The organism is Rhizobium sp. SYY.PMSO (assembly GCF_046840415.1).
In the GTDB taxonomy this organism is placed as follows: Bacteria; Pseudomonadota; Alphaproteobacteria; order Rhizobiales; family Rhizobiaceae; genus Rhizobium.
Window position 1 is genome coordinate 2,476,294 of the sequence record NZ_CP177349.1, and the last position, 20,849, is coordinate 2,497,142.

Annotated in this window: 17 protein-coding genes and 1 other RNA gene; 10 read left to right on the forward strand and 8 right to left on the reverse strand. The window is 62.5% G+C overall.

What is annotated here, in order from left to right:
* Positions 1-166: 166 nt before the first annotated feature.
* The 3 genes from ACJJVH_RS12130 to ACJJVH_RS12140 all read right to left on the reverse strand — a co-directional run bounded on the left by ACJJVH_RS12130 (position 167) and on the right by ACJJVH_RS12140 (position 5,274).
* On the reverse strand, positions 167-1,564 hold the full coding sequence (locus ACJJVH_RS12130) for a virulence factor family protein (protein WP_112800792.1): 1,398 nt from the start codon (positions 1,562-1,564) through the stop codon (positions 167-169).
* The gene (gene mprF, locus ACJJVH_RS12135; RefSeq protein ID WP_112800790.1) at positions 1,561-4,170 is read right to left on the reverse strand and encodes a bifunctional lysylphosphatidylglycerol flippase/synthetase MprF; all 2,610 of its coding nucleotides are present in this window, start codon (positions 4,168-4,170) and stop codon (positions 1,561-1,563) included. The genes ACJJVH_RS12130 and mprF overlap by 4 nt, the downstream gene beginning before the upstream one ends.
* A 621-nt stretch (positions 4,171-4,791) precedes the next feature.
* Positions 4,792-5,274, reverse strand: coding sequence for an SRPBCC domain-containing protein (locus ACJJVH_RS12140; RefSeq protein WP_112800885.1), 483 nt, complete (start codon positions 5,272-5,274; stop codon positions 4,792-4,794).
* 69 nt (positions 5,275-5,343) lie between these two features.
* On the opposite strand from ACJJVH_RS12140, the gene ACJJVH_RS12145 reads away from it, so the two are divergent.
* A complete protein-coding gene (locus ACJJVH_RS12145) occupies positions 5,344-5,667 on the forward strand; it encodes a helix-turn-helix domain-containing protein (protein ID WP_112800788.1) in 324 nt (107 codons plus the stop codon).
* A 30-nt stretch (positions 5,668-5,697) separates the two neighbouring features.
* On the opposite strand, the gene ACJJVH_RS12150 is transcribed toward ACJJVH_RS12145, so the two are convergent.
* Positions 5,698-6,561, reverse strand: coding sequence for a helix-turn-helix transcriptional regulator (locus tag ACJJVH_RS12150; protein ID WP_412064048.1), 864 nt, complete (start codon positions 6,559-6,561; stop codon positions 5,698-5,700).
* Between the two features lie 220 nt (positions 6,562-6,781).
* Here ACJJVH_RS12150 and ACJJVH_RS12155 point away from each other — a divergent pair, with 220 nt between their 5' ends.
* A complete protein-coding gene (locus tag ACJJVH_RS12155; RefSeq protein ID WP_412064049.1) occupies positions 6,782-7,498 on the forward strand; it encodes an SDR family oxidoreductase in 717 nt (238 codons plus the stop codon).
* Between the two features lie 39 nt (positions 7,499-7,537).
* Here the strand turns inward: ACJJVH_RS12155 and ACJJVH_RS12160 are convergent, their stop codons facing one another.
* On the reverse strand, positions 7,538-7,975 hold the full coding sequence (locus tag ACJJVH_RS12160; RefSeq protein ID WP_113356302.1) for a MarR family transcriptional regulator: 438 nt from the start codon (positions 7,973-7,975) through the stop codon (positions 7,538-7,540).
* Positions 7,976-8,203: 228 nt separating this feature from the next.
* Here ACJJVH_RS12160 and ACJJVH_RS12165 point away from each other — a divergent pair, with 228 nt between their 5' ends.
* The gene (locus ACJJVH_RS12165) at positions 8,204-10,003 is read left to right on the forward strand and encodes a chloride channel protein (RefSeq protein ID WP_412064050.1); all 1,800 of its coding nucleotides are present in this window, start codon (positions 8,204-8,206) and stop codon (positions 10,001-10,003) included.
* Between the two features lie 73 nt (positions 10,004-10,076).
* Here ACJJVH_RS12165 and ssrS read toward each other — a convergent pair.
* From ssrS to ACJJVH_RS12180, 3 genes are all read right to left on the reverse strand, one after another.
* Positions 10,077-10,235, reverse strand: a non-coding RNA gene (ssrS, locus tag ACJJVH_RS12170) — 6S RNA.
* A 66-nt stretch (positions 10,236-10,301) separates the two neighbouring features.
* Complete coding sequence (locus tag ACJJVH_RS12175; RefSeq protein WP_112800778.1) at positions 10,302-10,679, reverse strand: cell division protein ZapA; 378 nt, start codon at positions 10,677-10,679, stop codon at positions 10,302-10,304.
* A 47-nt stretch (positions 10,680-10,726) separates the two neighbouring features.
* Positions 10,727-11,002 carry a DUF4164 domain-containing protein gene (locus ACJJVH_RS12180; RefSeq protein WP_015341018.1) on the reverse strand — a complete coding sequence of 92 codons (276 nt, stop codon included), beginning with the start codon at positions 11,000-11,002 and terminating at the stop codon, positions 10,727-10,729.
* Positions 11,003-11,404: 402 nt separating this feature from the next.
* Between ACJJVH_RS12180 and tkt the strand changes: the two genes are divergently transcribed.
* From tkt to ACJJVH_RS12215, 7 genes are all read left to right on the forward strand, one after another.
* A complete protein-coding gene (gene tkt / locus ACJJVH_RS12185) occupies positions 11,405-13,387 on the forward strand; it encodes a transketolase (RefSeq protein WP_112800776.1) in 1,983 nt (660 codons plus the stop codon).
* A 64-nt stretch (positions 13,388-13,451) separates the two neighbouring features.
* Complete coding sequence (gap, locus tag ACJJVH_RS12190) at positions 13,452-14,462, forward strand: type I glyceraldehyde-3-phosphate dehydrogenase (RefSeq protein WP_113383710.1); 1,011 nt, start codon at positions 13,452-13,454, stop codon at positions 14,460-14,462.
* 2 nt (positions 14,463-14,464) lie between these two features.
* On the forward strand, positions 14,465-15,049 hold the full coding sequence (locus ACJJVH_RS12195; protein WP_412064051.1) for a putative glycolipid-binding domain-containing protein: 585 nt from the start codon (positions 14,465-14,467) through the stop codon (positions 15,047-15,049).
* Between the two features lie 317 nt (positions 15,050-15,366).
* Positions 15,367-17,217, forward strand: a complete 1,851-nt coding sequence (locus ACJJVH_RS12200; RefSeq protein WP_113356298.1) for a potassium/proton antiporter — start codon at positions 15,367-15,369, stop codon at positions 17,215-17,217.
* 72 nt (positions 17,218-17,289) lie between these two features.
* A complete protein-coding gene (locus tag ACJJVH_RS12205) occupies positions 17,290-18,492 on the forward strand; it encodes a phosphoglycerate kinase (RefSeq protein ID WP_113371078.1) in 1,203 nt (400 codons plus the stop codon).
* 211 nt (positions 18,493-18,703) lie between these two features.
* Positions 18,704-19,729, forward strand: coding sequence for a class I fructose-bisphosphate aldolase (locus tag ACJJVH_RS12210; RefSeq protein ID WP_112800766.1), 1,026 nt, complete (start codon positions 18,704-18,706; stop codon positions 19,727-19,729).
* A 177-nt stretch (positions 19,730-19,906) separates the two neighbouring features.
* Complete coding sequence (locus ACJJVH_RS12215; RefSeq protein WP_112800764.1) at positions 19,907-20,824, forward strand: PhzF family phenazine biosynthesis protein; 918 nt, start codon at positions 19,907-19,909, stop codon at positions 20,822-20,824.
* The last annotated feature ends 25 nt before the right edge of the window (positions 20,825-20,849 follow it).

Sequence of the window (20,849 nt, forward strand, 5' to 3'; positions counted from 1 at the left end):
CGACTAACGACAGCCGCGGAAAGAAGCAAATGATTGCTGGGCAACGGCTGCGGAATAAGCACTCCGTTCGTTCCGGTGCACATGGGCGGAAAACGACCTCTTGCTGCGAAGAGGCGGCAGGAAAAGCCGCGCGCGGCACGAGCCGACCACGCGCGGAGTGCGTCGATTACTCGCCGAGACGGCTCTTCAGACCAGTGATGATATGGTTCGCCAATGTCTCGTAGTCGTCGTCGAAATGGTGGCCGCCATCCATGGCGATGACCTCGGCGCCGGTGCCGTTCAACAGCGGGCACGCGACATCCTCGTCGTCGTCCTTGCCGTAGACGCACTGCACCATCTTCGGGTTGATGGACTTGAGGTCGTTGACGGGATTGCCGCCCTTGCCTTCGCTCGCAGCGCCGAGCCAGCCCATGACCGAAATCACATAGTCGACCTTCTGCGACAGAGACAGCAAGGAGATCTGCACGATCTTGTCCTTTTCGGCCTGCTTCAGGCGGTTATAGCTTGCCGGCAGCACGTCGGCGCCGAAGGAATAGCCGACCAGCACCACATGCTTGACCTTGAAACGCTTGGTGTAGAAGTCGATGATCCGGGCGAGATCGTCGGCCGTCTGCTGCGGGTCCCGCTCCGACCAGAAATAGTGCAGGGAATCGACGCCGACGACGGGGATGCCCTGATCCTGCAGATAGCTGCCGACTTCCTTGTCGATGTCGCGCCAGCCGCCATCGCCGGAATAGACGATCGCCAGCGTGTCCTCGGTCGGCGTCGTTTCCATGACGTCGACCGGCAGGCCGAGCGGCGACTTGGCGCTGTCGATCGACTTCATCAGATCGGCGAGCGACGCCTCGAGCGTGGCATAGGTGTCCGTATTGTCCGAATCCGTGGACTGGACGTCAGGATGGTCTTTTTGCAGCTCCTCGACGTGCTCGCGGCCATCCTTCGGCGCATTCGGCGTGAAGGTTACGAGGATCGGGTTCGGCAAGGTGCCGTCCTGCAGGCCGAAGGACACCATGTCGCCATCGGTCTTCTTGTCGGCCGGCGTGCAGAGCTCCTGCTTCAGGCCGATGCCGGCCGCCGGATCGACGGCCAATGTGCCGGCAACCGTCGCATCCGGCGTCTGGGCCGCGATCGTCAGCGCCATGGCGCCGCCGGCGCCGACGCCGGCGATGATGGGCAGCTGGTAGGTGCTGTCGGCAAAGGAGCGCTGCACCTGCTGGCTCAGCGATTCCAGATCCGCGACGATATAGATGCAGCCGTCGTTCTGGCTGACGTCGTATTTGTTGAGCGACGCCAGGAACGACGGATAGTCGATGCCGATGACGAGCGCGCCATTGGCGACGAGCTTGTCGGCAACCGCCTTTTCCTTGTCGCTCCAGCCGGCGAGATCCGAGATCAGAACGACTTCGCTCGAAACCTTGCCCTGCGGGCGCATGATATGCGGCGCCGGGATCATGCCCAGATCGTATTTGGTATCGTCGGCATCCGCCCGCGCCGGGCCCGAGACCAGCAGGCCCATCGACATCATGCCTGCGAAAGCCCACGACATTGCGTATTTCAAGATCATTTCCTCACGACCCCCTTAAGTCCGCCTCCGATGAGGAATGTGGCATCCATCAACGCGATCATTGGACTGACACCTCCCGAGACAGCCAGGTAGCGCGGCTGCCATTCGGGATGGAACTTGGATTTGAAGGCACGAAGCCCTTTGAAATTGTAGAAGCGTTCGCCGTGCTCGAAGACGGTCCCCCCGACCCTGTCCCAAACCGGCGCCGATTCGCGTCTCGACATGCCCGATAGCGGCGCCATGCCGAGGTTGAAACGCTGAAAGCCCTGGCCCTTGAGGTATTCGAGGATCTGCACGAACAGAAAATCCATCGAACCCTTAGGGGCATCGGGCGAAAAACGCATCAGGTCGACGGACCCCTCCTCCCTGGTTTCCGTCATCAGGATATTCGCGAAAGCGACGATCTTACCATCCTTTTTCAACACGCCGACCGGCTGCGAGTACACATAGTCCGGATCGAACGCGCCGAGCGAGAAGCTCTTTTCCTTTGCATTGTGATCGGCAAGCCATGTGTCGGACACATGGGCAAGCTGATCCATGACTTCAGGTATATCTTGAGGCTCGATAACGGCAAATTCTAGTCCGTCACGAACCGCCCGGCTCGCGGTCTGCCGCAGGTTGGCCCACTTGCCGCCCTTCAGCTCGAAATTGGCGAGGTTGACCACCGCCAGTTCGCCGAGCTTGTATGCCCGCAGACCTGCATCCGCGCAATAGGACAGAAGCGCCGGCGAAATCTGGTAGAACACCGAGCGGCAGCCCGCGGCCCGGGCAGCCTCGACAAAACGCCAGATCAGATCCGGAAGCGCGTGACGCGGGCCGACCGGATCGAACAATGCGATCCACGACCGGCCCTGCTTGCCGTACATGATGAAAGCGTCGCCTTTCTCGGAGAACATGATGTTCTTGTCGCCCATGCGCACCAGATTGGCGTCGGCGATGCCTTGCCTGCGCACGATCTCGACGGCGCGCGTCACCGCATCGTCCGACACCGGCTCCAGGCGCTTCGTCGCAGGGCGCAGAAGACTGAAGATCGCGATCGCCGACGACAGGATGGAGATGCCGAGCGCTGCGCGAAGGCCGCGCGGCGCCTCGTCGGCGAATTCGAACTGCCACCAGAGCTCGTTGCTGTATCCGACGTCGCGATAGACGAAGAACAGGACCACGATCGCGCCGATGCAGATCACGGCGATGGCCGTCAGCCATCCGGCCGTGAGCGTCTGGTTGAGCAGCGAGGCCGGCCGCCTGAACAGCCGGCGGCTGACGACGAGGCTGAAGACGAAGAAGGCCAGCAGCCCGGCCTCGACGATGGCGATGGCCTTTACGAGCGACAGGAACAGTGCCAGCAGGGCGGAGAAGGTCGAAACCCACCAGGCGCCGTCGAGACGCTGGCTGAGGCCCCGCGCCGCCACGATGATCGCAAGCCCGAGAAGGCTCGAGAGAAAATGTGCGCCTTCGACGAGCGGCAATGGCAGATAGCCGGAGAGGACGATGAGATTCTGGTCCGGCGTCGGCGTCACGCTCGAAAATACCAGCATCATGCCGAGCAGCAGCGCGAAGGCCGACAGCAATTGCGGCATGACGCGGACGCCGATGCGGCGCATGCTCGACGCCACCGGATGATCGACGAAACGGCGCAGCTCCGCCACCGAAATCGCGGCAATCGCGATGACCAGCGGGATGACGTTGTAGATGACGCGATAAAGGACCAGCGAGCTCAGCACGGCATCCGCGTTCACCGAGCTGCCGAGCCAGGCGATGATGATCGTCTCGAAGACGCCGAAGCCGGCCGGAACGTGACTGAGCACGCCAAGACCGACGGCGATGGCATAGATGGCGAGGAATCCCGGCCAGCCGATGGACGAATCCGGCAACAGAACATAGAGCACGGAGGCCGATGCGGCGATATCGAATGCCGTGACGAGGAACTGCCGCGACCAGGTGCGCGAATCCGGCAGACGAACTTCAATCGGCCCGATGCGCACCTCGCGGCCGTTGCGGCCGGCATAGACGATGAAAGCGAGCGCCGCGAGAATGACGATGGCGATCAGCCGCAGCCATAGCCCGTCGACATTGATCAGCGGCCCGATCTCGTCGGCAATGACCAGCAGTGCGATGGCGCCGACGGCGGCAAGGCCGAGACCGAAGGCGAGCGTGACGAAGGCGATGACGCGGGTGATGTCGTCGGGCGACAGGCCGAGCCGGCTATAGGCGCGATAGCGGATCGCGCCGGCGCTGAGCGCACCGAAGCCGGCCGTGTTGCCGACCGCATAGGCGCTGAAGGAGGTCAGCGCCACATGCGGGAACGGCAGCTTCTTGCCGATATATTCGAGCGCATTCTGGTCATAGAAGATCAGGGATGCGAAGCTGAGGCCGGTAAACAGCAGCGCAAGCAGCACGGAAGAAATTTTCGTCGTCGTCAAGGCATGGACGACGTCGTCATAACGCACTTCGTTGGTCAGGTCGAAGATCGCATAGGCGGCGATGCTGAAGACGGCGACGGTCAGGAGAGCGACGATCAGGGCGCGGTAGCGGTTCAGCAGGCCGACGATGCCGCCACGCTCTTCCAATTCCTCATCGGCATTTTCCAGATCGATTGGGCTCGACATGCTCTACCTGTTTAAATTGATCTTCGCCGGTTCCGATCGTTCGGCCAGCCGGTAGCACCGACGAAGCGCCTCGTATTGCCGTATACGCTTATTTCGACGGGCCCGTTGTGACGCGCGCTCCATCATTCTCAATTTAGGCAATTTTGGCGCAGGCCCCGTTCCGCCAGCAATGATTCTGTTATTATTGAAAGGATTTTGTCATTCACCCGGCTTTTGAGCTTATCCACACCCAAAAATGACCTTCCCATCCTGCCTCCAGAGCGGCATGTCGAAGCTCCGCGACTCGGTTCCATTGCCTCGCGACCGCAGAAAACGCGGCTCACCCTCTGCGATTACCCCGCCGCTACCACAACGCTAAATAGATCACACTACTGCTCGATCAATCAAGTGACCCGATATGAACGATGCCGGAAGGAAGCCGGCGATCGCTCCATTTCCGTCCATACGGACAAACGGCAAAGATGTTCCTTGCCGCGCTCGAACTTTCGAAGATTCCCGCGTCGGAAAACAGACATGACACAGGCCCGGCAAAGAGATCCTTGCCGGACCTGATATGAGATGGCAACGACCTGGTTCTGACGCTCGGTGGGTAATCGATGCCTGCGATATCGCGTCAGGAAATCAGCGATCCGGCGCCTCCGCCGGCTCGCCGCGCATTTCGCTCAGGAAAAAGCCTTCGCGCAGGTTGATGCCGTATTCGACGAAGGCCTTCATGCAGCAGAGCATCTGCGTCCACCCCTCGCAATTCAGATAGGTGCCGCGGCGGCCGGCCTCATCCTCTCGCCAGCCGGTTTCCTCGATGATGACAAGCGTGCCCCCGTCGTCCAGGGCATCGAAGGTCATCTCCACCTTGGTCCGGTAGCGAACGCCATCCTCCCCGGTGCCGCCCTCCCAGTGAAAGACGATACGCTTGTTTTCCTCGACATGGTCGACCTCGACGGGCGCATTCTTCCACCAGATGACCGTCGTCCCCGCCACCAGCGGCGCACTCGCCCCGCCGACGGTGGTGAAATAGCTCGAAAGCTTCTTCGGATTGACGACCGCATCGAACACCTCGTCGACCCTGCGGCCGATCCGTCCTGATATCCGAACATTCAATGCCATGGCATCTCCTCCGTTGTTTGTCAGCATCGTTCCGTTGCGACAGGTCTCATTATGTTATAAAAATATAACATGTCAAACGAATCGGATAGCGACCTCATTTTCAAGGCTCTTGCGCATCGTCGCCGGCGCGAAATCCTGGACATGCTGAAGGATGCGCCGCGAACGACCGGCATGCTCTGCGAAGCCTTCACGGACATGGACCGCTGCACCGTCATGCAGCATCTGAAAGTCCTGGAGGACGCCGATCTCGTGATTGCCAAGAGGGACGGACGCGAGCGTTGGAACCATCTGAACAGCCTGCCGATCAAGCAGATCCACGATCGCTGGATCAGCGCCTACGCCGGCCATGCGCTATCCATTCTCGATCGATTGAAGAACGATCTGGAAGGCTGAAAGAGAGAGGGAGAGCGGCGGAAGCCGGGATTATGCCGGGCCAACCCCGCGCAACAGACGTTTCAGCGTGTCGCTCGTTCCGTCCTCCTCGAGCGGCGTATAGACCACCAGCTTCATATCGGTGCGATCCATGACGGCAAGCGCGGTATATTCGAAGGTCATCGGACCCCCTTCGGGATGGCGCAGGCGCTTGTGGCCGGTCAGCGGCCGCAACACGTCCTGTCTCGGCCACCAGGCGCGAAACTCGGGACTTGCCTGCGTCAAGGTGGCGATCAGCCGTTCGAAATCGGGATCGCCGGCATAGCGGGCACTGTCGGCACGGAACATCGCCAGCGAATTCGCCGCCACGATCTCCCAATCGACGAGAAGCCGCCGATGGGCAGGATCGGTAAATACCCGATGGACGCTGTTGCGCGCATCGCCCTGCAGCAGCGCATAGTCGCCGAAAACGGCGACAGCCGCAGCGTTCCAGGCCAGAACGTCCCAACGCCGGCCGAGAACATAGGCCGGCTGCCCGGCGAGGCTCGCAAGCATGCGCCGCAACGCGGCCGGCACGTCCTCGGGCCCGTACGACGGAACCTCCGCCGACGGCCGGTCGCTGAGGGTGAAGAGATGCCGGCGCTCGGCCGGATCGAGGCGTAGCGCGTCGGCCAGCGCCGACAGCACCTCTGCGGAGGCGCGGACGTCCCGGCCTTGTTCCAGCCATGTGTACCATGTGGTGCCGACGCCGGCGAGCAGTGCGACTTCTTCGCGCCTGAGCCCGGGCGTGCGCCGCCGGAACCCTTCCGGAAGCCCGACAGCCGCCGGCGTCAGCTTTTCCCGGCGGGAGCGCAGGAAAGCGGCGAACTCGCGACGCCTGGCTTCGAGGATGGTCTGGTTCTGGGCGACAGTCATGGCTCATCATAGCAGGATCGATACTAGGATAAAGTCAGAACTGTTTGCCGCTCTCGCAAGCTGCCAGATATCGCCATGCGGACGATCGAGAGGTGGTTGCGATCCAGGTTCGGGACGCAACCCCGCGACAGCGTCTGCGAACACTCAGCCAAAGCCTCGCCCGCCGCGTCTGAGCACCACCGTTCCTGCAATTTCCTCAATCCCAGAAAAGGAGACCCTCATGTCGTCTCAGCATGTCGTTATTATCGGCGGTTCCTCCGGCATCGGCCTCGCGGCGGCCGCCCACCTTCTCGAAAAAGGATACCGGGTCACGATTACGGGCCGCGATAGCGCGAAACTTCAGGCAGCCGCGCAAAACCTCGATGGTGACGTCGCCACCGCCATCATGGATGCGGCCGACTTTGCCGGCCTTGCCGAAGCCTTCCAGGCAATGGGACCGCTCGATCATCTCGTGCTGGCACTGGGCGGCGGTCATGGAGCCGGTCCCTTCGCCACCGTCGATATCGCCGACGTCAAAAAGGGCTTCGAGCAAAAGGCGCTGGCACACTTCGCCTGTGCCCAGGCCTGCCTCCCCCATCTTTCGAAACATGGCAGCATCACCTTCGTTTCCGCCGTCTCGGCGCAGGCGGCCATGCCCGGAACCGCAGGGCTCGGAGCCATCAATGCCGCCATTGCCGCTTTAGCGCCGATTCTCGCCGTCGAACTCAAGCCGGTCCGGGTGAACTGCGTTTCGCCCGGCGTCGTCGACACCCCCTGGTGGGATTTCCTGACCGCAGAGCAGAAAGAGCAGACCTTTGCCGGTTTTTCGGCACGGACGCCGGTCGGCCGTGTCGGCAGCTCGCAGGAGATCGCCGACGCCATCGCCTTCCTGATCCGCAACGGTTTTACCAGCGGTCACACGCTGATCTGCGACGGCGGCATTCGCCTCGGCCAATGACCGCCCGCGCCATTGCCGGCGATCCCGGCGATGGCGCCTTCAGCCGTTTCGGGCATCCGCCTGCAGTTGCGTGAGGATTTCGATGAGCCTCGGCGCCATATCGCGGATTTCGACCAGATGGATCGAGCTGAGCCTTTGCAGAACCTCTTCGGACTTCTCGGTCAGCTGCAGGGTCTGACGACGCTTGTCCGCGGGATCGGGATGCCGGGTAACATAATCGCCATCGATCAGCCTCCCCACAAGCTCCGTCGCCGTGTGCGGAGCAATCATCAGTTTTTCCGCCAGCATGCCGATGGTCATGGCCTCGCCGGAACGATTTCCCCTGATGGCAAGCAGCGCCTGGTGCTGCTGCGGCGGCAGGCCCGCCTCGTGCGCCGCCGATGTGCTGAAATCCATGAATTTGCGCAGGGTATAGCGCAGGGTCGCCAGCGCCTCGTAATCGGCCTGCGAAAGGGTTTCATCCGAACGTCGCACCATCAAATCGTCCTCGTTGCCGCAGGTCGCGGTCTAACGCATGTCACGCAAGAATGCCTAGCGGTTTTGCGGCGGCGACATGCCAAAGACCAGGGATTCAAAGCGCAGGAAGCCAATCTGAAAGATCACGGTGCGCTTCGGTTGATTTATATCGCATTACGATATATTTGCCATCTCGAAGCGCGGAACGGCTGAAGGACGGCCGCGCACGCTTAGCACAGAAGGCCTCCGATGCAGGACACCCCCACCTCACAAACTCACAATCACGATTTCTCCGGCGGGGCTTCCCGCAAGGACAATGGAGACTTCACCACGGACAGGCGCGTCCTGGTGCTCATCGCCATGGCGCTCGTCGTCGGCACCGGCGGCGCATTTGCCGCCTGGGTGCTCATCAATCTCATAGCGCTCGTCAGCAATGCCGTCTGGCTGTTCAAGATCAGCACCGAGCCGCTATCGTTTACCATGGTGGCGCGCTCGCCCTGGATGGTGGCCGCGCCCGTTCTCGGCGGTCTCGTCATCGGCCTCATGGCGCGCTACGGCTCGGAGAAGATCCGCGGCCACGGCATTCCCGAGGCCATCGAGGCGATCCTGATCGGCGGCAGCCGCATGTCTCCCAAGGTGGCCGTGCTCAAGCCGCTGTCCTCCGCCATCTCGATCGGCTCCGGCGGGCCTTTCGGTGCGGAAGGTCCGATCATCATGACCGGCGGCGCCATCGGCTCCCTCTTCGCGCAGTTCTTTCATATGAGTGCCGCCGAGCGGAAGACCCTGCTCGTCGCCGGCGCCGCAGCCGGCATGACCGCGGTCTTCGGCACGCCGATCGCGGCGGTGATGCTCGCCGTCGAGCTGCTGCTGTTCGAATGGAAGCCGCGCAGCTTCATCCCCGTGGCGGTCGCGGCCTGCGTCTCGGTCGTCTGGCGCCCGCTGCTGATCGGCAGCGGCGCGCTGTTCCCGGCGCATTTCGACATGGCGCTCTCATGGTGGGGCATCCTGCTCGCCACCGGCCTCGGCATCATTTCAGGCCTGCAATCCGGCCTCCTGACGACCTTGCTCTACAAGATCGAGGATACCTTCGAAAAACTGCCGGTCCACTGGATGTGGTGGCCGGCACTTGGCGGCATCGTCGTCGGGCTTGGCGGCTTGATCGAGCCCCGGGCCCTCGGCGTCGGATACGTCATCATCGCCGATCTGCTGCACAGCCGCATCGCCGTCGGCGCCGTCCTGGCGATCCTGCTGGTCAAGGCAGGCATCTGGCTGGTGGCACTTTCCTCGGGCACGTCGGGCGGCGTCCTGGCGCCGCTGCTCATCCTCGGCGGCGCGCTGGGCTGGCTGGTGGGTCTTGTCCTGCCCGGCGATCCCGGCTTCTGGGCGATGCTCGGCATGGCGGCGATGATGGGCGGCACCATGCGCGCGCCGCTCACAGGCACGTTCTTCGCCGTCGAGCTGACGGGGGATACGAGCGCGCTGGTGCCCCTGCTTGCCGCAACGGTCGCAGCCTATGCCGTCACCGTGCTGCTGCTGCGCCGCTCCATCCTCACGGAAAAGATCGCCCGGCGCGGCCAGCACATCACCCGCGAATACGGCATCGACCCGTTCGAACTGACCCGGGCCCGCGACATCATGATCGCCAAGGTGGATACCCTGCCCGCGTCCATGCGGCTGTCGGAAGCGCTGAAGCAGATGACGGACCGGCCGGATGCGCATCGCTTCTATCCCGTCGTCGGCGACAACGATCGCCTCGTCGGCATGATCTCGCGCGCCGACGCCCTGCGCTGGCAGAGCGAGCCGGAACTGATGGATCAGTCGCTGTATGACGTGATATCGGATACGTCCCTTCCGGTCGCCCATGTCGAGGATACCGTCGGCCGCGTCGCCGACATCATGATCCAGGCCGATACGGGACGCGTTCCCGTCGTCGAGGCCCAGACCGGGCGGCTGGTCGGCCTGATCGCCCGCAAGGATCTGCTGCGGTTGCGCAGTGCGACCAACCATGCCGAGCTTGAGCGCGGCGCCTACCTGCGGTCGAAGAGTTGAGGGGAGGAGGAGTGGCGCCAGCGCGGCAATAGAACCGCGCGGCGCCTTCCTTGCCATCGGCATGAGAATTTGAGAGCGATCCGCGACGACCGATGGATGTTTACGATCCTGGGTGCCTACAAACGTAGGTGGGCACCGTGTGTCCAGGCCCACAGGCCTGGCCAGGGACAGCTCCCTTTGGATCGAGTATGGCCCCAGGGATTGTGGTTCCTGTCGGGAAGCGCAGACCGCAAAAGCTATATAGAGCGAATTGCGCCCCCGCACCAGAGGGCGCCGGCCGGCATCCGCAGAAATAAACTCAAGCCTGCTCGGCGTTCGGCCGCGCTATGAGCTTCTCGGTGATGCCGTGAATGCGCGTCGTGACTTCGTCGATGACGCTCGCCAGCGTCTCCTCGGCGCGGGCATTGGCAGCCAGGGTCGTGTCGCGATTGCTGGTCAGCGATTCCAGCTCCGCTTCGAGCGAGGAGACGCGACGCGTCAGCTCGCTCACCTCGTCCATGATCATGATGCCGGCCATGACGGTCAGCCGGAGATCGCCGATCTCGCCGAACTGGCTCTTCAAATGCATGACATAGCGGTCGAACCGATTGGCGAGGTCCGTCAGATGGTCTTCCTGCCCCTCTTCGCAGGCCATCCGATAGGCTTTGCCGTCGATCGTTACCGTTACTTGTGCCATTCGACTTTCCGATCACTGCCGCGCTGCGACGGCTGCCTCCCGAGGGATCAGCGGTCCAGCACGGCCCTTATGGTTTCCATCGCCGTGACGAGCCGGCGTGACACTTCACGATTGACCTCTTCGAGCCGGTTCGCCCGGAACTCGGCCTGGTCCAACTCCTGTGCGAGACGGGAGCGGTCGGCATGAACCCGCCGCACCTCGCCTTCTATGTCGCTCTGCGCACGTTCCCGCTCGAACCGTCCGTCAACGGCACTCTCCAAAGTCGAGAGCGCCTGGCGCAATTGGGCGAGCGCCGCGTCCACCGTTTTGCCTGAAGGTGTCATACCCTTCGCTTCTCCGCGCAAGGCCCGAATCAAAACATCCGGCCACTTGTCTGATTTCGCAACAATATTCAACTCGGCAACAGCACGTCAATAAAGGCTGGCATATGACACCCCCCCTATTCTGTGGATGACTGCCGCCTTTGCCGATCACACAGGCCTTGTCGCATCATTGTCGTCTTTTGTAAAAGTGAACGGGCAAATGTTAAAAAATTGCCTTGGGAGGCCCGGTTTAGGCCCTCGATTTATTGACTTGCTCGCCCCAACTGCTATGTCTCAGCCGCCTGAGGCAACGTTGAAAATGGCGTTCGCAAGAGCGTCTCCCTTTCACTCGCCTTTCAACCGATGGCCCTCCCTCCCAAGCGTGCGGTCATCCCCCGAACCCGGAACACTGCGGAAAAACCCATGAACTCTCGCGAACAACACGACCGGATGGCGAATGCGATCCGTTTCCTTGCCATGGATGCTGTCGAGAAGGCCAATTCCGGTCACCCCGGTTTGCCGATGGGGATGGCTGATGTCGCCACCGTTCTCTTTAGCAAATATCTGCGCTTCGATCCGAAGAACCCCCTCTGGCCGGACCGCGACCGCTTCGTCCTGTCGGCCGGCCACGGCTCGATGCTGCTTTATTCGGTGCTTTACCTCACCGGCTATCCAGACATGACGGTCGACGAGCTGCAGCGCTTCCGCCAGCTCGGCTCCAAGACCGCCGGCCATCCGGAATATGGCCATGCCACCGGCATCGAAACCACCACCGGCCCGCTCGGCCAGGGCATTGCCAACGCCGTCGGCATGGCGATCGCCGAGCGCAAGCTGCGCGAGGAATTCGGCTCCGAGCTGCAGGACCACTACACCTATGCCATGTGCGGCGACGGATGCCTGATGGAAGGCATTAGCCATGAGGCGATCGCGCTTGCCGGCCATCTCAAGCTCAACAAGCTGATCCTCTTCTGGGACAACAACTCCATCACCATCGACGGCGCCGTCTCGCTCTCGGATTCGACCGACCAGATCATGCGCTTCAAGGCCGTTCACTGGAACACGATCGAAGTCGACGGTCACGACCAGGCCGCCATCAGCGCCGCCATCGAAGCCGCTCACAAGTCCGACCGTCCGACGCTGATCGCCTGCAAGACGATCATCGGCTACGGCGCTCCCAACAAGCAGGGCACCCACAAGGTTCACGGCTCGCCGCTCGGCGCCGAGGAAATCGCCGCCACCCGCGTCGCGCTCAACTGGCCCTACGAACCTTTCGTCATCCCGAACGACATCCTCGGTGAATGGCGTGCCGCCGGCGAACGCTCCATCGGTGTCCGCGAAGCCTGGGAAGGCCGCCTTGCCGCTGCCGACGCAGCCAAGAAGGCCGAGTTCACCCGCCGCTTCGACCACAAGCTGCCGGCCGGCTTCGACGCCGCAATCAGCGACTACAAGAAGAAGCTCGCGGAAACCAAGCCGACGGTCGCAACCCGCAAGGCATCGGAAGACGCGCTCGAAGTCATCAACGGCTTCATTCCGGAAACGCTCGGCGGCTCGGCCGACCTGACGCCGTCCAACAACACCAAGACCAGCCAGATGAAGTCGATCACCCCGACCGATTTTTCCGGCCGCTACATGCACTGGGGCATCCGCGAGCACGGCATGGCTGCTGCCATGAACGGTATCGCGCTGCACGGCGGTCTCATCCCCTACAGCGGCGGCTTCCTGATCTTCTCGGATTATTGCCGCCCGCCGCTGCGCCTCGCCGCCCTGATGGGCATCCGCGCCATCCACGTTCTGACGCACGATTCCATCGGCGTCGGCGAAGACGGCCCGACCCACCAGCCGGTCGAGCAGGTCGCCAGCCTGCGCGCCATCCCCAACTTCCAGCTCTTCCGCCCGGCCGACGCCACGGAAACGGCTGAATGCTGGCAGATCGCCATCAAGACGACCAACCGTCCGTCCGGTCTCGCGCTGACCCGCCAGAACCTGCAGGCCGCCCGTACGGAATACAGCGAGAAGAACCTCTGCGAACTCGGCGCCTACACGCTGGCCGGCAATGCCGATGCCAAGGTGACGATCTTCGCTTCGGGCTCCGAAGTCGAACTCGCCGTTGCCGCCCGCGCCGTTCTGGAAGGCAAGGGCGTCACCACGCGTGTCGTTTCCGTTCCCTGCACCGAGCTCTTCTTCGAGCAGCCGGATGCCTACCGCAAGGAAATCATCGGCAACTCGCCGGTCAAGGTCGCCGTCGAAGCCGGCGTCCGCGAAGGCTGGGATGCCTTCATCGGACCGGAAGGCGCCTTCATCGGCATGAAGGGCTTCGGCGCTTCCGCTCCTTACAAGGACGTCTACAAGCACTTCGGCATCACGACGGAAGCCGTTGTCGCCGCCGCTGAGGCAAAGCTTTCCTGAGGGCGCTGACAAGCGCTCTCAAATCCAATAGATAAACACCCTGAATGAAAGGGAGTGAACTTCAATGACTGTAAAAGTTGCCATCAACGGCTTTGGCCGTATCGGCCGTAACGTTCTGCGCGCGATCGTCGAATCCGGCCGCACCGACATCGAAGTCGTTGCCATCAACGACCTCGGCCCGGTCGAGACCAATGCCCACCTGCTGCGCTACGACTCCATCCACGGCAAGTTCCCCGCCGACGTGAAGGTCGAAGGCGACACGATCATCGTTGGCGGCGGCAAGCCGATCAAGGTCACGGCGATCAAGGACCCGGCAACCCTGCCGCACCGCGATCTCGGCGTCGACATCGCCATGGAATGCACGGGCATCTTCACTGCCCGCGACAAGGCCGCTGCTCACCTGACGGCTGGCGCCAAGCGCGTCATCGTTTCGGCTCCCGCCGACGGCGCCGACCTGACCGTCGTTTTCGGCGTCAACCACGACCAGCTCACCAAGGAACACCTGGTCATCTCCAATGCCTCCTGCACCACGAACTGCCTGGTGCCGGTGGTCAAGGTTCTTGACGACGCGGTCGGCATCGACCACGGCTTCATGACGACCATCCACTCCTACACCGGCGACCAGCCGACGCTCGACACCATGCACAAGGACCTGTATCGCGCCCGCGCCGCAGCCCTGTCCATGATCCCGACCTCGACGGGCGCCGCAAAGGCCGTTGGCCTCGTTCTGCCGCACCTGAAGGGCAAGCTCGACGGCACGTCGATCCGCGTTCCCACCCCGAACGTCTCGGTTATCGACTTCAAGTTCGTGGCCAAGAAGGCAACGACGGTCGGCGAAATCAACGAAGCCATCAAGGCTGCATCGAACGGCAAGCTGAAGGGCATCCTCGGCTACACCGACGAGCCGCTGGTGTCGCGCGACTTCAACCATGACAGCCACTCGTCGATCTTCGCGACCGACCAGACCAAGGTCATGGAAGGCAACTTCGTGCGCGTCCTGTCCTGGTACGACAACGAATGGGGCTTCTCGAACCGCATGGCCGACACGGCCGTCGCCTTCGCAAAACTGATCTGATCATGGCCTTCCGCCCGCTCCTTCCGACGACGGTCCGCTGGCGTCCCATGGAAGGAGACGGGCTGGAGCACCTGACGATCGCTCCCATAAACAATGCCGGCGGCGCGGCCATCCGCGCCGCCGGCATTATCGTTGGCGGACGTGGCGGCACGCCCTACGGCGTCTCCTACCGCATCGATTGCACCGCCGGCTGGGCCGTCCTCTCCTTTTCCGTCGAGACGACCGATGGACGCCGTCTCGTCCTGATATCGGACGGCGCGGGGCATTGGCGTACCGAGGATGGCGTGGCCCTCCCGCACTTCGACGGCTGCATCGATATCGATCTCTACGGTTCGCCCTTCACCAACAGCCTGCCGATACGAAGGCTGGAGATGACGCCGGACGACGGGACGGCGAAGCTTTCGATGCTCTATATCCCGTTCGACACGTTCGAACCGCTGCGCGACGGACAGCACTACACCTGCCTCGTGCCCGAGAAGCTTTACCGCTACGCCGCTGAAGACAGGAATTTCACCGTCGATCTGCCGGTCGACGAGGATGGGCTGGTGATCGACTATCCGATCTATTTCCGGCGCGTCGCTCCCTGAGAGGCCGACAATGCCTGCCCGCGCATCGTCTTAAAAACATTTTGATTTTTTTCGTCGCTGCCCTGCTATCGTCCAGATTTACCAGTAAATTTTCATGCAGGACGTCTCCCAGGGCATTCCAAGCCGCTTTGCCGTTCTGGCAAAGCGCATCACACCATGACGTTGCAGTCGCCGGAAAGAGTTTCAATCTTCGAGCTCTTCTCCGAACGATTTTCGTGTTTGCCGATTTGCCAGGCGCGGCGGCATGGTGGAGAGTGGGGGACTCCGGCATTCCGGGCTTTTTGCCCAGCCGCGGCGCACGGAAAGGGGAATAAAAGGTGGAGGCATTTTACGTCATCGTGCTGATCAGCACGGTCCTTATTCTGATTGCGGCCTTCTCCAGCCTCCTCGCCTTCCGTTTCGGCGCACCCTTGCTGCTGCTCTTCCTCATGATCGGCCTTGCGGCCGGCACCGATGGGCTCGGCATCGAATTCTCCAACAACTATCTCGCCTATATTCTCGGTTCGCTGGCGCTTGCCATCATCCTCTTCGATTCCGGCTATGGCACGCCGATCCAGGCCTTCAAGCTTGCCGCCGCCCCGGCGCTGACCATCGCCTCCGTCGGCGTCATCGTGACGGCGGCGCTGTTCGGCTTCGCCGCCACCTGGCTGCTGGGCTTCACCTGGCTGCAGGGCCTGCTGCTGGGCTCCATCGTCGCCTCCACGGATGCCGCCGCCGTCTTCTTCCTGCTGCGCATCGGCGGCATCAACATCCGCGACAAGGTGCGTTCGACGCTGGAGGTCGAATCCGGCACCAACGATCCGATGGCGATCTTCCTGACGCTCGCGCTGGTCGAGCTGCTGGCAAGCGGCGAAGGTTATGCGGGCATCAATCTCGCCATGCTCATCACCTTCGTGCAGCAGATGGGGCTGGGCCTCATTCTCGGCCTGCTCGGCGGCATGATGATCGTCCTCATCGTCAGCCGTCTGGAAACGGATCGCGGCCTGACGCCGATCTTCGTGCTGGCGCTGGCGCTGCTGGTCTTCTCCTTCACCGGTGCCGTCGGTGGCAGCGGCTTCCTGGCCGTCTACGTCGCCGGCATCTACGCCGGCAATCGCAAGATGCCGGCCTCGGCCTCGATCAAGCGCTTCCAGGACGGCATGACATGGCTGGCGCAGATCATCATGTTCCTCGTTCTCGGCCTGCTCGCCACGCCATCGGAATTTCCAGCCATCGCCGTTCCTGCCGTGGCGCTGGCTCTGTTCCTGATCTTCATCGCCCGGCCGATCGCCGTGTGGCTCTGCCTGCTGCCCTTCGACTACACCCAGCGCGAAACCGGCTTCGTCGCCTGGGTCGGCCTGCGCGGCGCGGTCTCCATTCTTCTGGCGATCATGCCCATCCTCGGCAACCTGCAAGCCGGCCAGACCTATTTCAACGTCGCCTTCATCGTCGTGCTCGTGTCGCTGCTCGTCCAGGGCTGGACGATCAAGCCCATGGCGAAACGCCTCGGCCTCATCGTCCCCCCGCGCATGGGCGCGATCGACAAGGTCGAAGTCGACCTGCCCGGCACCGTCAACCACGAGCTTCTCTCCTATCGCGTGGTAAAGGACAGCCCCGTCCTGCGCGGCGAACGCATCCCCCGCTGGGCCATGCCCTCGCTCGTCGTGCGCGACGGCAAGTCCATGCGCTATCAATATGCCGGCCGCCTGCGCGAGAACGACATCGTCTATCTCTTCATCTCACCCAACTATTCGCGCCTGCTCGACCGTCTCTTCGCCAGCCGCGCTCCCGTCGATCCGGACGATGCCGAATTCTTCGGCGCCTTCTCGATCTCGCCGCTGCGCCCGGCCGCCGATCTCGATGCGGCCTACGGGCCGGGCCTGCTGAGCGAGCAGGAGAAGGGCCTCACCATTGCCGAGCTCATGCGCCAGCGCCTGGGCGGCAAGGCCGATTATGCGGATCGCGTGCGTCTGGGCGAGATCATCCTCATCGTCCGCGATCTCGACGAGAACGATCACATTCAGGCCGTCGGCATGTCGCTGGAGGCGGTCGAACCACCCGTCATCCTGCCGATTTTCATCAATCTCTACCATATTCTGAAGAGCGTCCGCGCCTACCTGCAAAAGCGGCGGGAACGCTCGCAAGAGACTGTTTCAAACGATTCAAATACCGGCAAAAACGACGCCTGAATGACCTTGCGTCTCCGACCATCCGTAGTATGGTCGGCGCGATTTTCGCCACCAACAACATTGGATCCTCCCATGGCAACCTTCAAGACCCTCGACGATCTCACCGACATCACCGGCAAGCGCGTGCTCGTGCGCGTCGACCTCAACGTGCCGGTCAAGGATGGCAAGGTCACCGATGCGACCCGCATCGAACGTGTCGCTCCGACGATTCTCGAACTGTCCGAAAAGGGCGCCAAGGTCATCCTGCTTGCCCATTTCGGCCGCCCGAAGGATGGCCCCTCGCCGGATCTTTCCCTCGGCCTCATCGTGCCGGCCGTCGAGGAAGTTCTGGACCATGCCGTACTCTTTGCTTCCGATTGCATCGGCGCCCCGGCCGCCGACGCTATTGCCAAGATGAACAACGGCGACATCCTGCTGCTTGAAAACACCCGCTTCCACAAGGAAGAGGAAAAGAACGATGCGGCCTTCACCAAGTCGCTCGCCGCCAATGGCGACATCTACGTCAATGACGCCTTCTCGGCTGCCCATCGCGCCCACGCCTCGACCGAAGGCCTTGCCCACCTGCTGCCGGCCTATGCGGGCCGTACGATGCAGGCAGAGCTCGAAGCCCTGGAAAAGGGTCTCGGCAATCCGGTCCGCCCGGTCGTCGCCATCGTCGGCGGCGCGAAGGTTTCCACCAAGATCGATCTGCTGACGAACCTCGTGAAGAAGGTCGACGCGCTTGTCATCGGCGGCGGCATGGCCAATACCTTCCTGGCCGCCCGCGGCACCAATGTCGGCAAGTCGCTTTGCGAGCACGATCTGGCCGATACCGCCAAGCAGATCATGATCGCGGCCGCCGCATCCAACTGCGCGATCGTCCTGCCGGAAGACGGCGTCGTTGCCCGCGAATTCAAGGCCGGCGCCGATAACGAAGTCGTGGCGATCGAAGCCATTCCGGCCGATGCCATGGTGCTCGATGTCGGCCCGAAGTCGATCGAAGCCGTCAAGAGCTGGATCGGCCGCGCCACGACGCTGGTCTGGAACGGCCCGCTCGGTGCCTTCGAAATCGCCCCCTTCGATGCTGCGACCGTTGCAGTTGCCAAATATGCCGCCGAGTGCACCAAGGCCGGCAAACTCACCTCCGTCGCCGGCGGCGGCGACACGGTTTCGGCGCTCAATCACGCCGGCGTTGCCGACGACTTCACCTACGTCTCCACGGCCGGCGGCGCCTTCCTGGAATGGATGGAAGGCAAGGTTCTTCCGGGCGTCGCCGTTCTGCAGTCCGGCAGGTAAACAGCCCCTCGCCATGAATGACGGGAGCCGCGAAAGCAAACGCTTTCGCGGCTTTTGCATGAGTGCTAGGATGATGTCCAAAACATTCAAACGGTTGAAATCATTTCAATCGTTTCAATTAGTTAGCCCACCATTTCCCTCCTTCTACACTTCTGTTATCGCCGATCTATATTGTTCTTGACGCCGACTGAAATCGCCTTGGAGAAACAAAATGAGCGAACGCATTGAAGACATTGCCGTAAAGATGGTTGCCGGTGGCAAGGGCCTCCTGGCGGCGGACGAATCCACCGCCACGATCAAGAAGCGTTTCGACGCTATCTCTCTCGTTTCCACGGAAGAGAGCCGCCGCGACTATCGCGAAATGCTCTTCCGCTCCGACGACGCAATGAAGAAGTATATCTCCGGCGTCATCCTCTATGAGGAAACCCTCTTCCAGAAGGCCGCGGACGGCACTCCCTTCGTGGATATCATCAAGGCTGCGGGCAGCATTCCCGGCATCAAGGTCGACGTCGGCGCCAAGCCGCTGGCGGGCTTCCCCGGCGAAACCGTCACCGAAGGCCTCGACGGCCTCGCCGACCGTCTGGCGAAATATTATGACGCCGGCGCCCGCTTCGCCAAGTGGCGCGGCGTGATCGCCATTTCCGACGTGCTGCCGACCTATGGCGCCATCAAGGCCAATGCCCACGCGCTTGCCCGCTACGCCGCTCTCTGCCAGCAGGCCGGGATCGTCCCGATCGTCGAGCCGGAAGTGCTGATGGACGGCGAACCCGGCACGCAGAGCCTCGACCGCAGCGAGGACGTCACCCGCTGGACGCTGCAGATCGTCTTCCAGGAACTGGCGGAAGCCCGCGTCAAGCTCGAAGGCATGATCCTGAAGCCGAGCATGGTGATCGACGGCAAGAAGGCCCGCAAGGCTTCCGTCGAGCAGGTGGCCGAACGTACCGTCAAGGTTCTGAAGGAGACCGTCCCTTCCGCCGTGCCCGGCATCGCCTTCCTCTCCGGCGGCCAGTCGACCGAGGAAGCGACCGCGCATCTCTCCGCCATCAACTCCGGCCACGATCTGCCCTGGAAGGTCACGTTCTCCTACGGTCGCGCCCTGCAGGACAGCGCACTGAAGGCATGGGGCGGCAAGGCGGAAAATGTCGCCGCCGGCCAGCGCGCCTTTACGCACCGCGCCGAGATGAACTATCTCGCCGCCAAGGGCGACTGGACGAAGGAACGTGAAAAGGCCGCCTGATTCCAGCACGCCTTAGAATGAGCAGAGCCCCGGTCGCGATGTGGCCGGGGCTTTTTGCTTCTCGGCTTCGGCGATCAGCGAAAGCGGGAACTTGTCATGGGCACAAGTTCCCGCTTTCGCACTTGTCCAGGCAGCGGCTAAATCCTTGCAGCTTCATCAAAACTCCCGGGAGCCGCCATGAGCGCCGTTGCCTATGTCACCGTCGACGTCTTCACATCGGAGCGCTTTGTCGGCAATCCGCTGGCCGTTATCCCCGATGCCCGCGGCCTGAGCGGCGATGCCATGCAGAAGATCGCGACCGAGTTCAACTATTCGGAAACGACCTTCGTGCTGCCGCCCGAAAACCCCGACCATACGGCGCGCGTCCGCATCTTCACGCCGACGGCCGAAATCCCCTTTGCCGGCCATCCCAATGTCGGCACCGCTTTCGTCATCGCACAGCAGCCAGACATCTTCGGAAAGCACGCAGGCGACAGGCTGATCTTTGAAGAGGATGCCGGGCTGGTGGATGTGACGCTGTTGCGCGAAGACGGCAAGATCATCGGCGCGAGCATCCGTGCGCCGGGCAATCTCGCGATCGGCGAGACGATTGCCGACGACCTGATTGCGCGTTGCGTGCAGATCGACGCGCAATCCATCTGCCGGGCCACGCATGCCCCCACCTTCGCCTCCGTCGGCCTGCCGTTTGCTTTCGCGGAGCTGGACAGCCTCGAAACGCTTGCGAGAGCATGGCCGAATGCGGCCGTTTTCTCCGAGGCGGCAGCGCGGCACCGGGAAGACAAGACCGGCTTTTCGCTCTTTCTCTACGTGCGCCCGGCCGAAAACCCCTGGCATATCCGCGCCCGCATGTTCGCGCCCCTCGACAATGTGACGGAAGACCCGGCGACGGGCAGCGCCTCGGCGGCGCTTGGCGCCTATCTCGCCTCCCTGCTTCCGGCACAGGATGCGGAGGTGAAAATCACCATCGAGCAGGGTGTGGAGATGGGCAGGCGCAGCCTCATCGGTGTCCATGTCAGGAAATCTGCCGGCACGGTAAACGAAGTCTTGCTGTCGGGCCGCAGTATTCATGTCATGCGCGGCGAGATCCTGCTTTAAAGCAATTCCACAAGCGCCCGCGCGG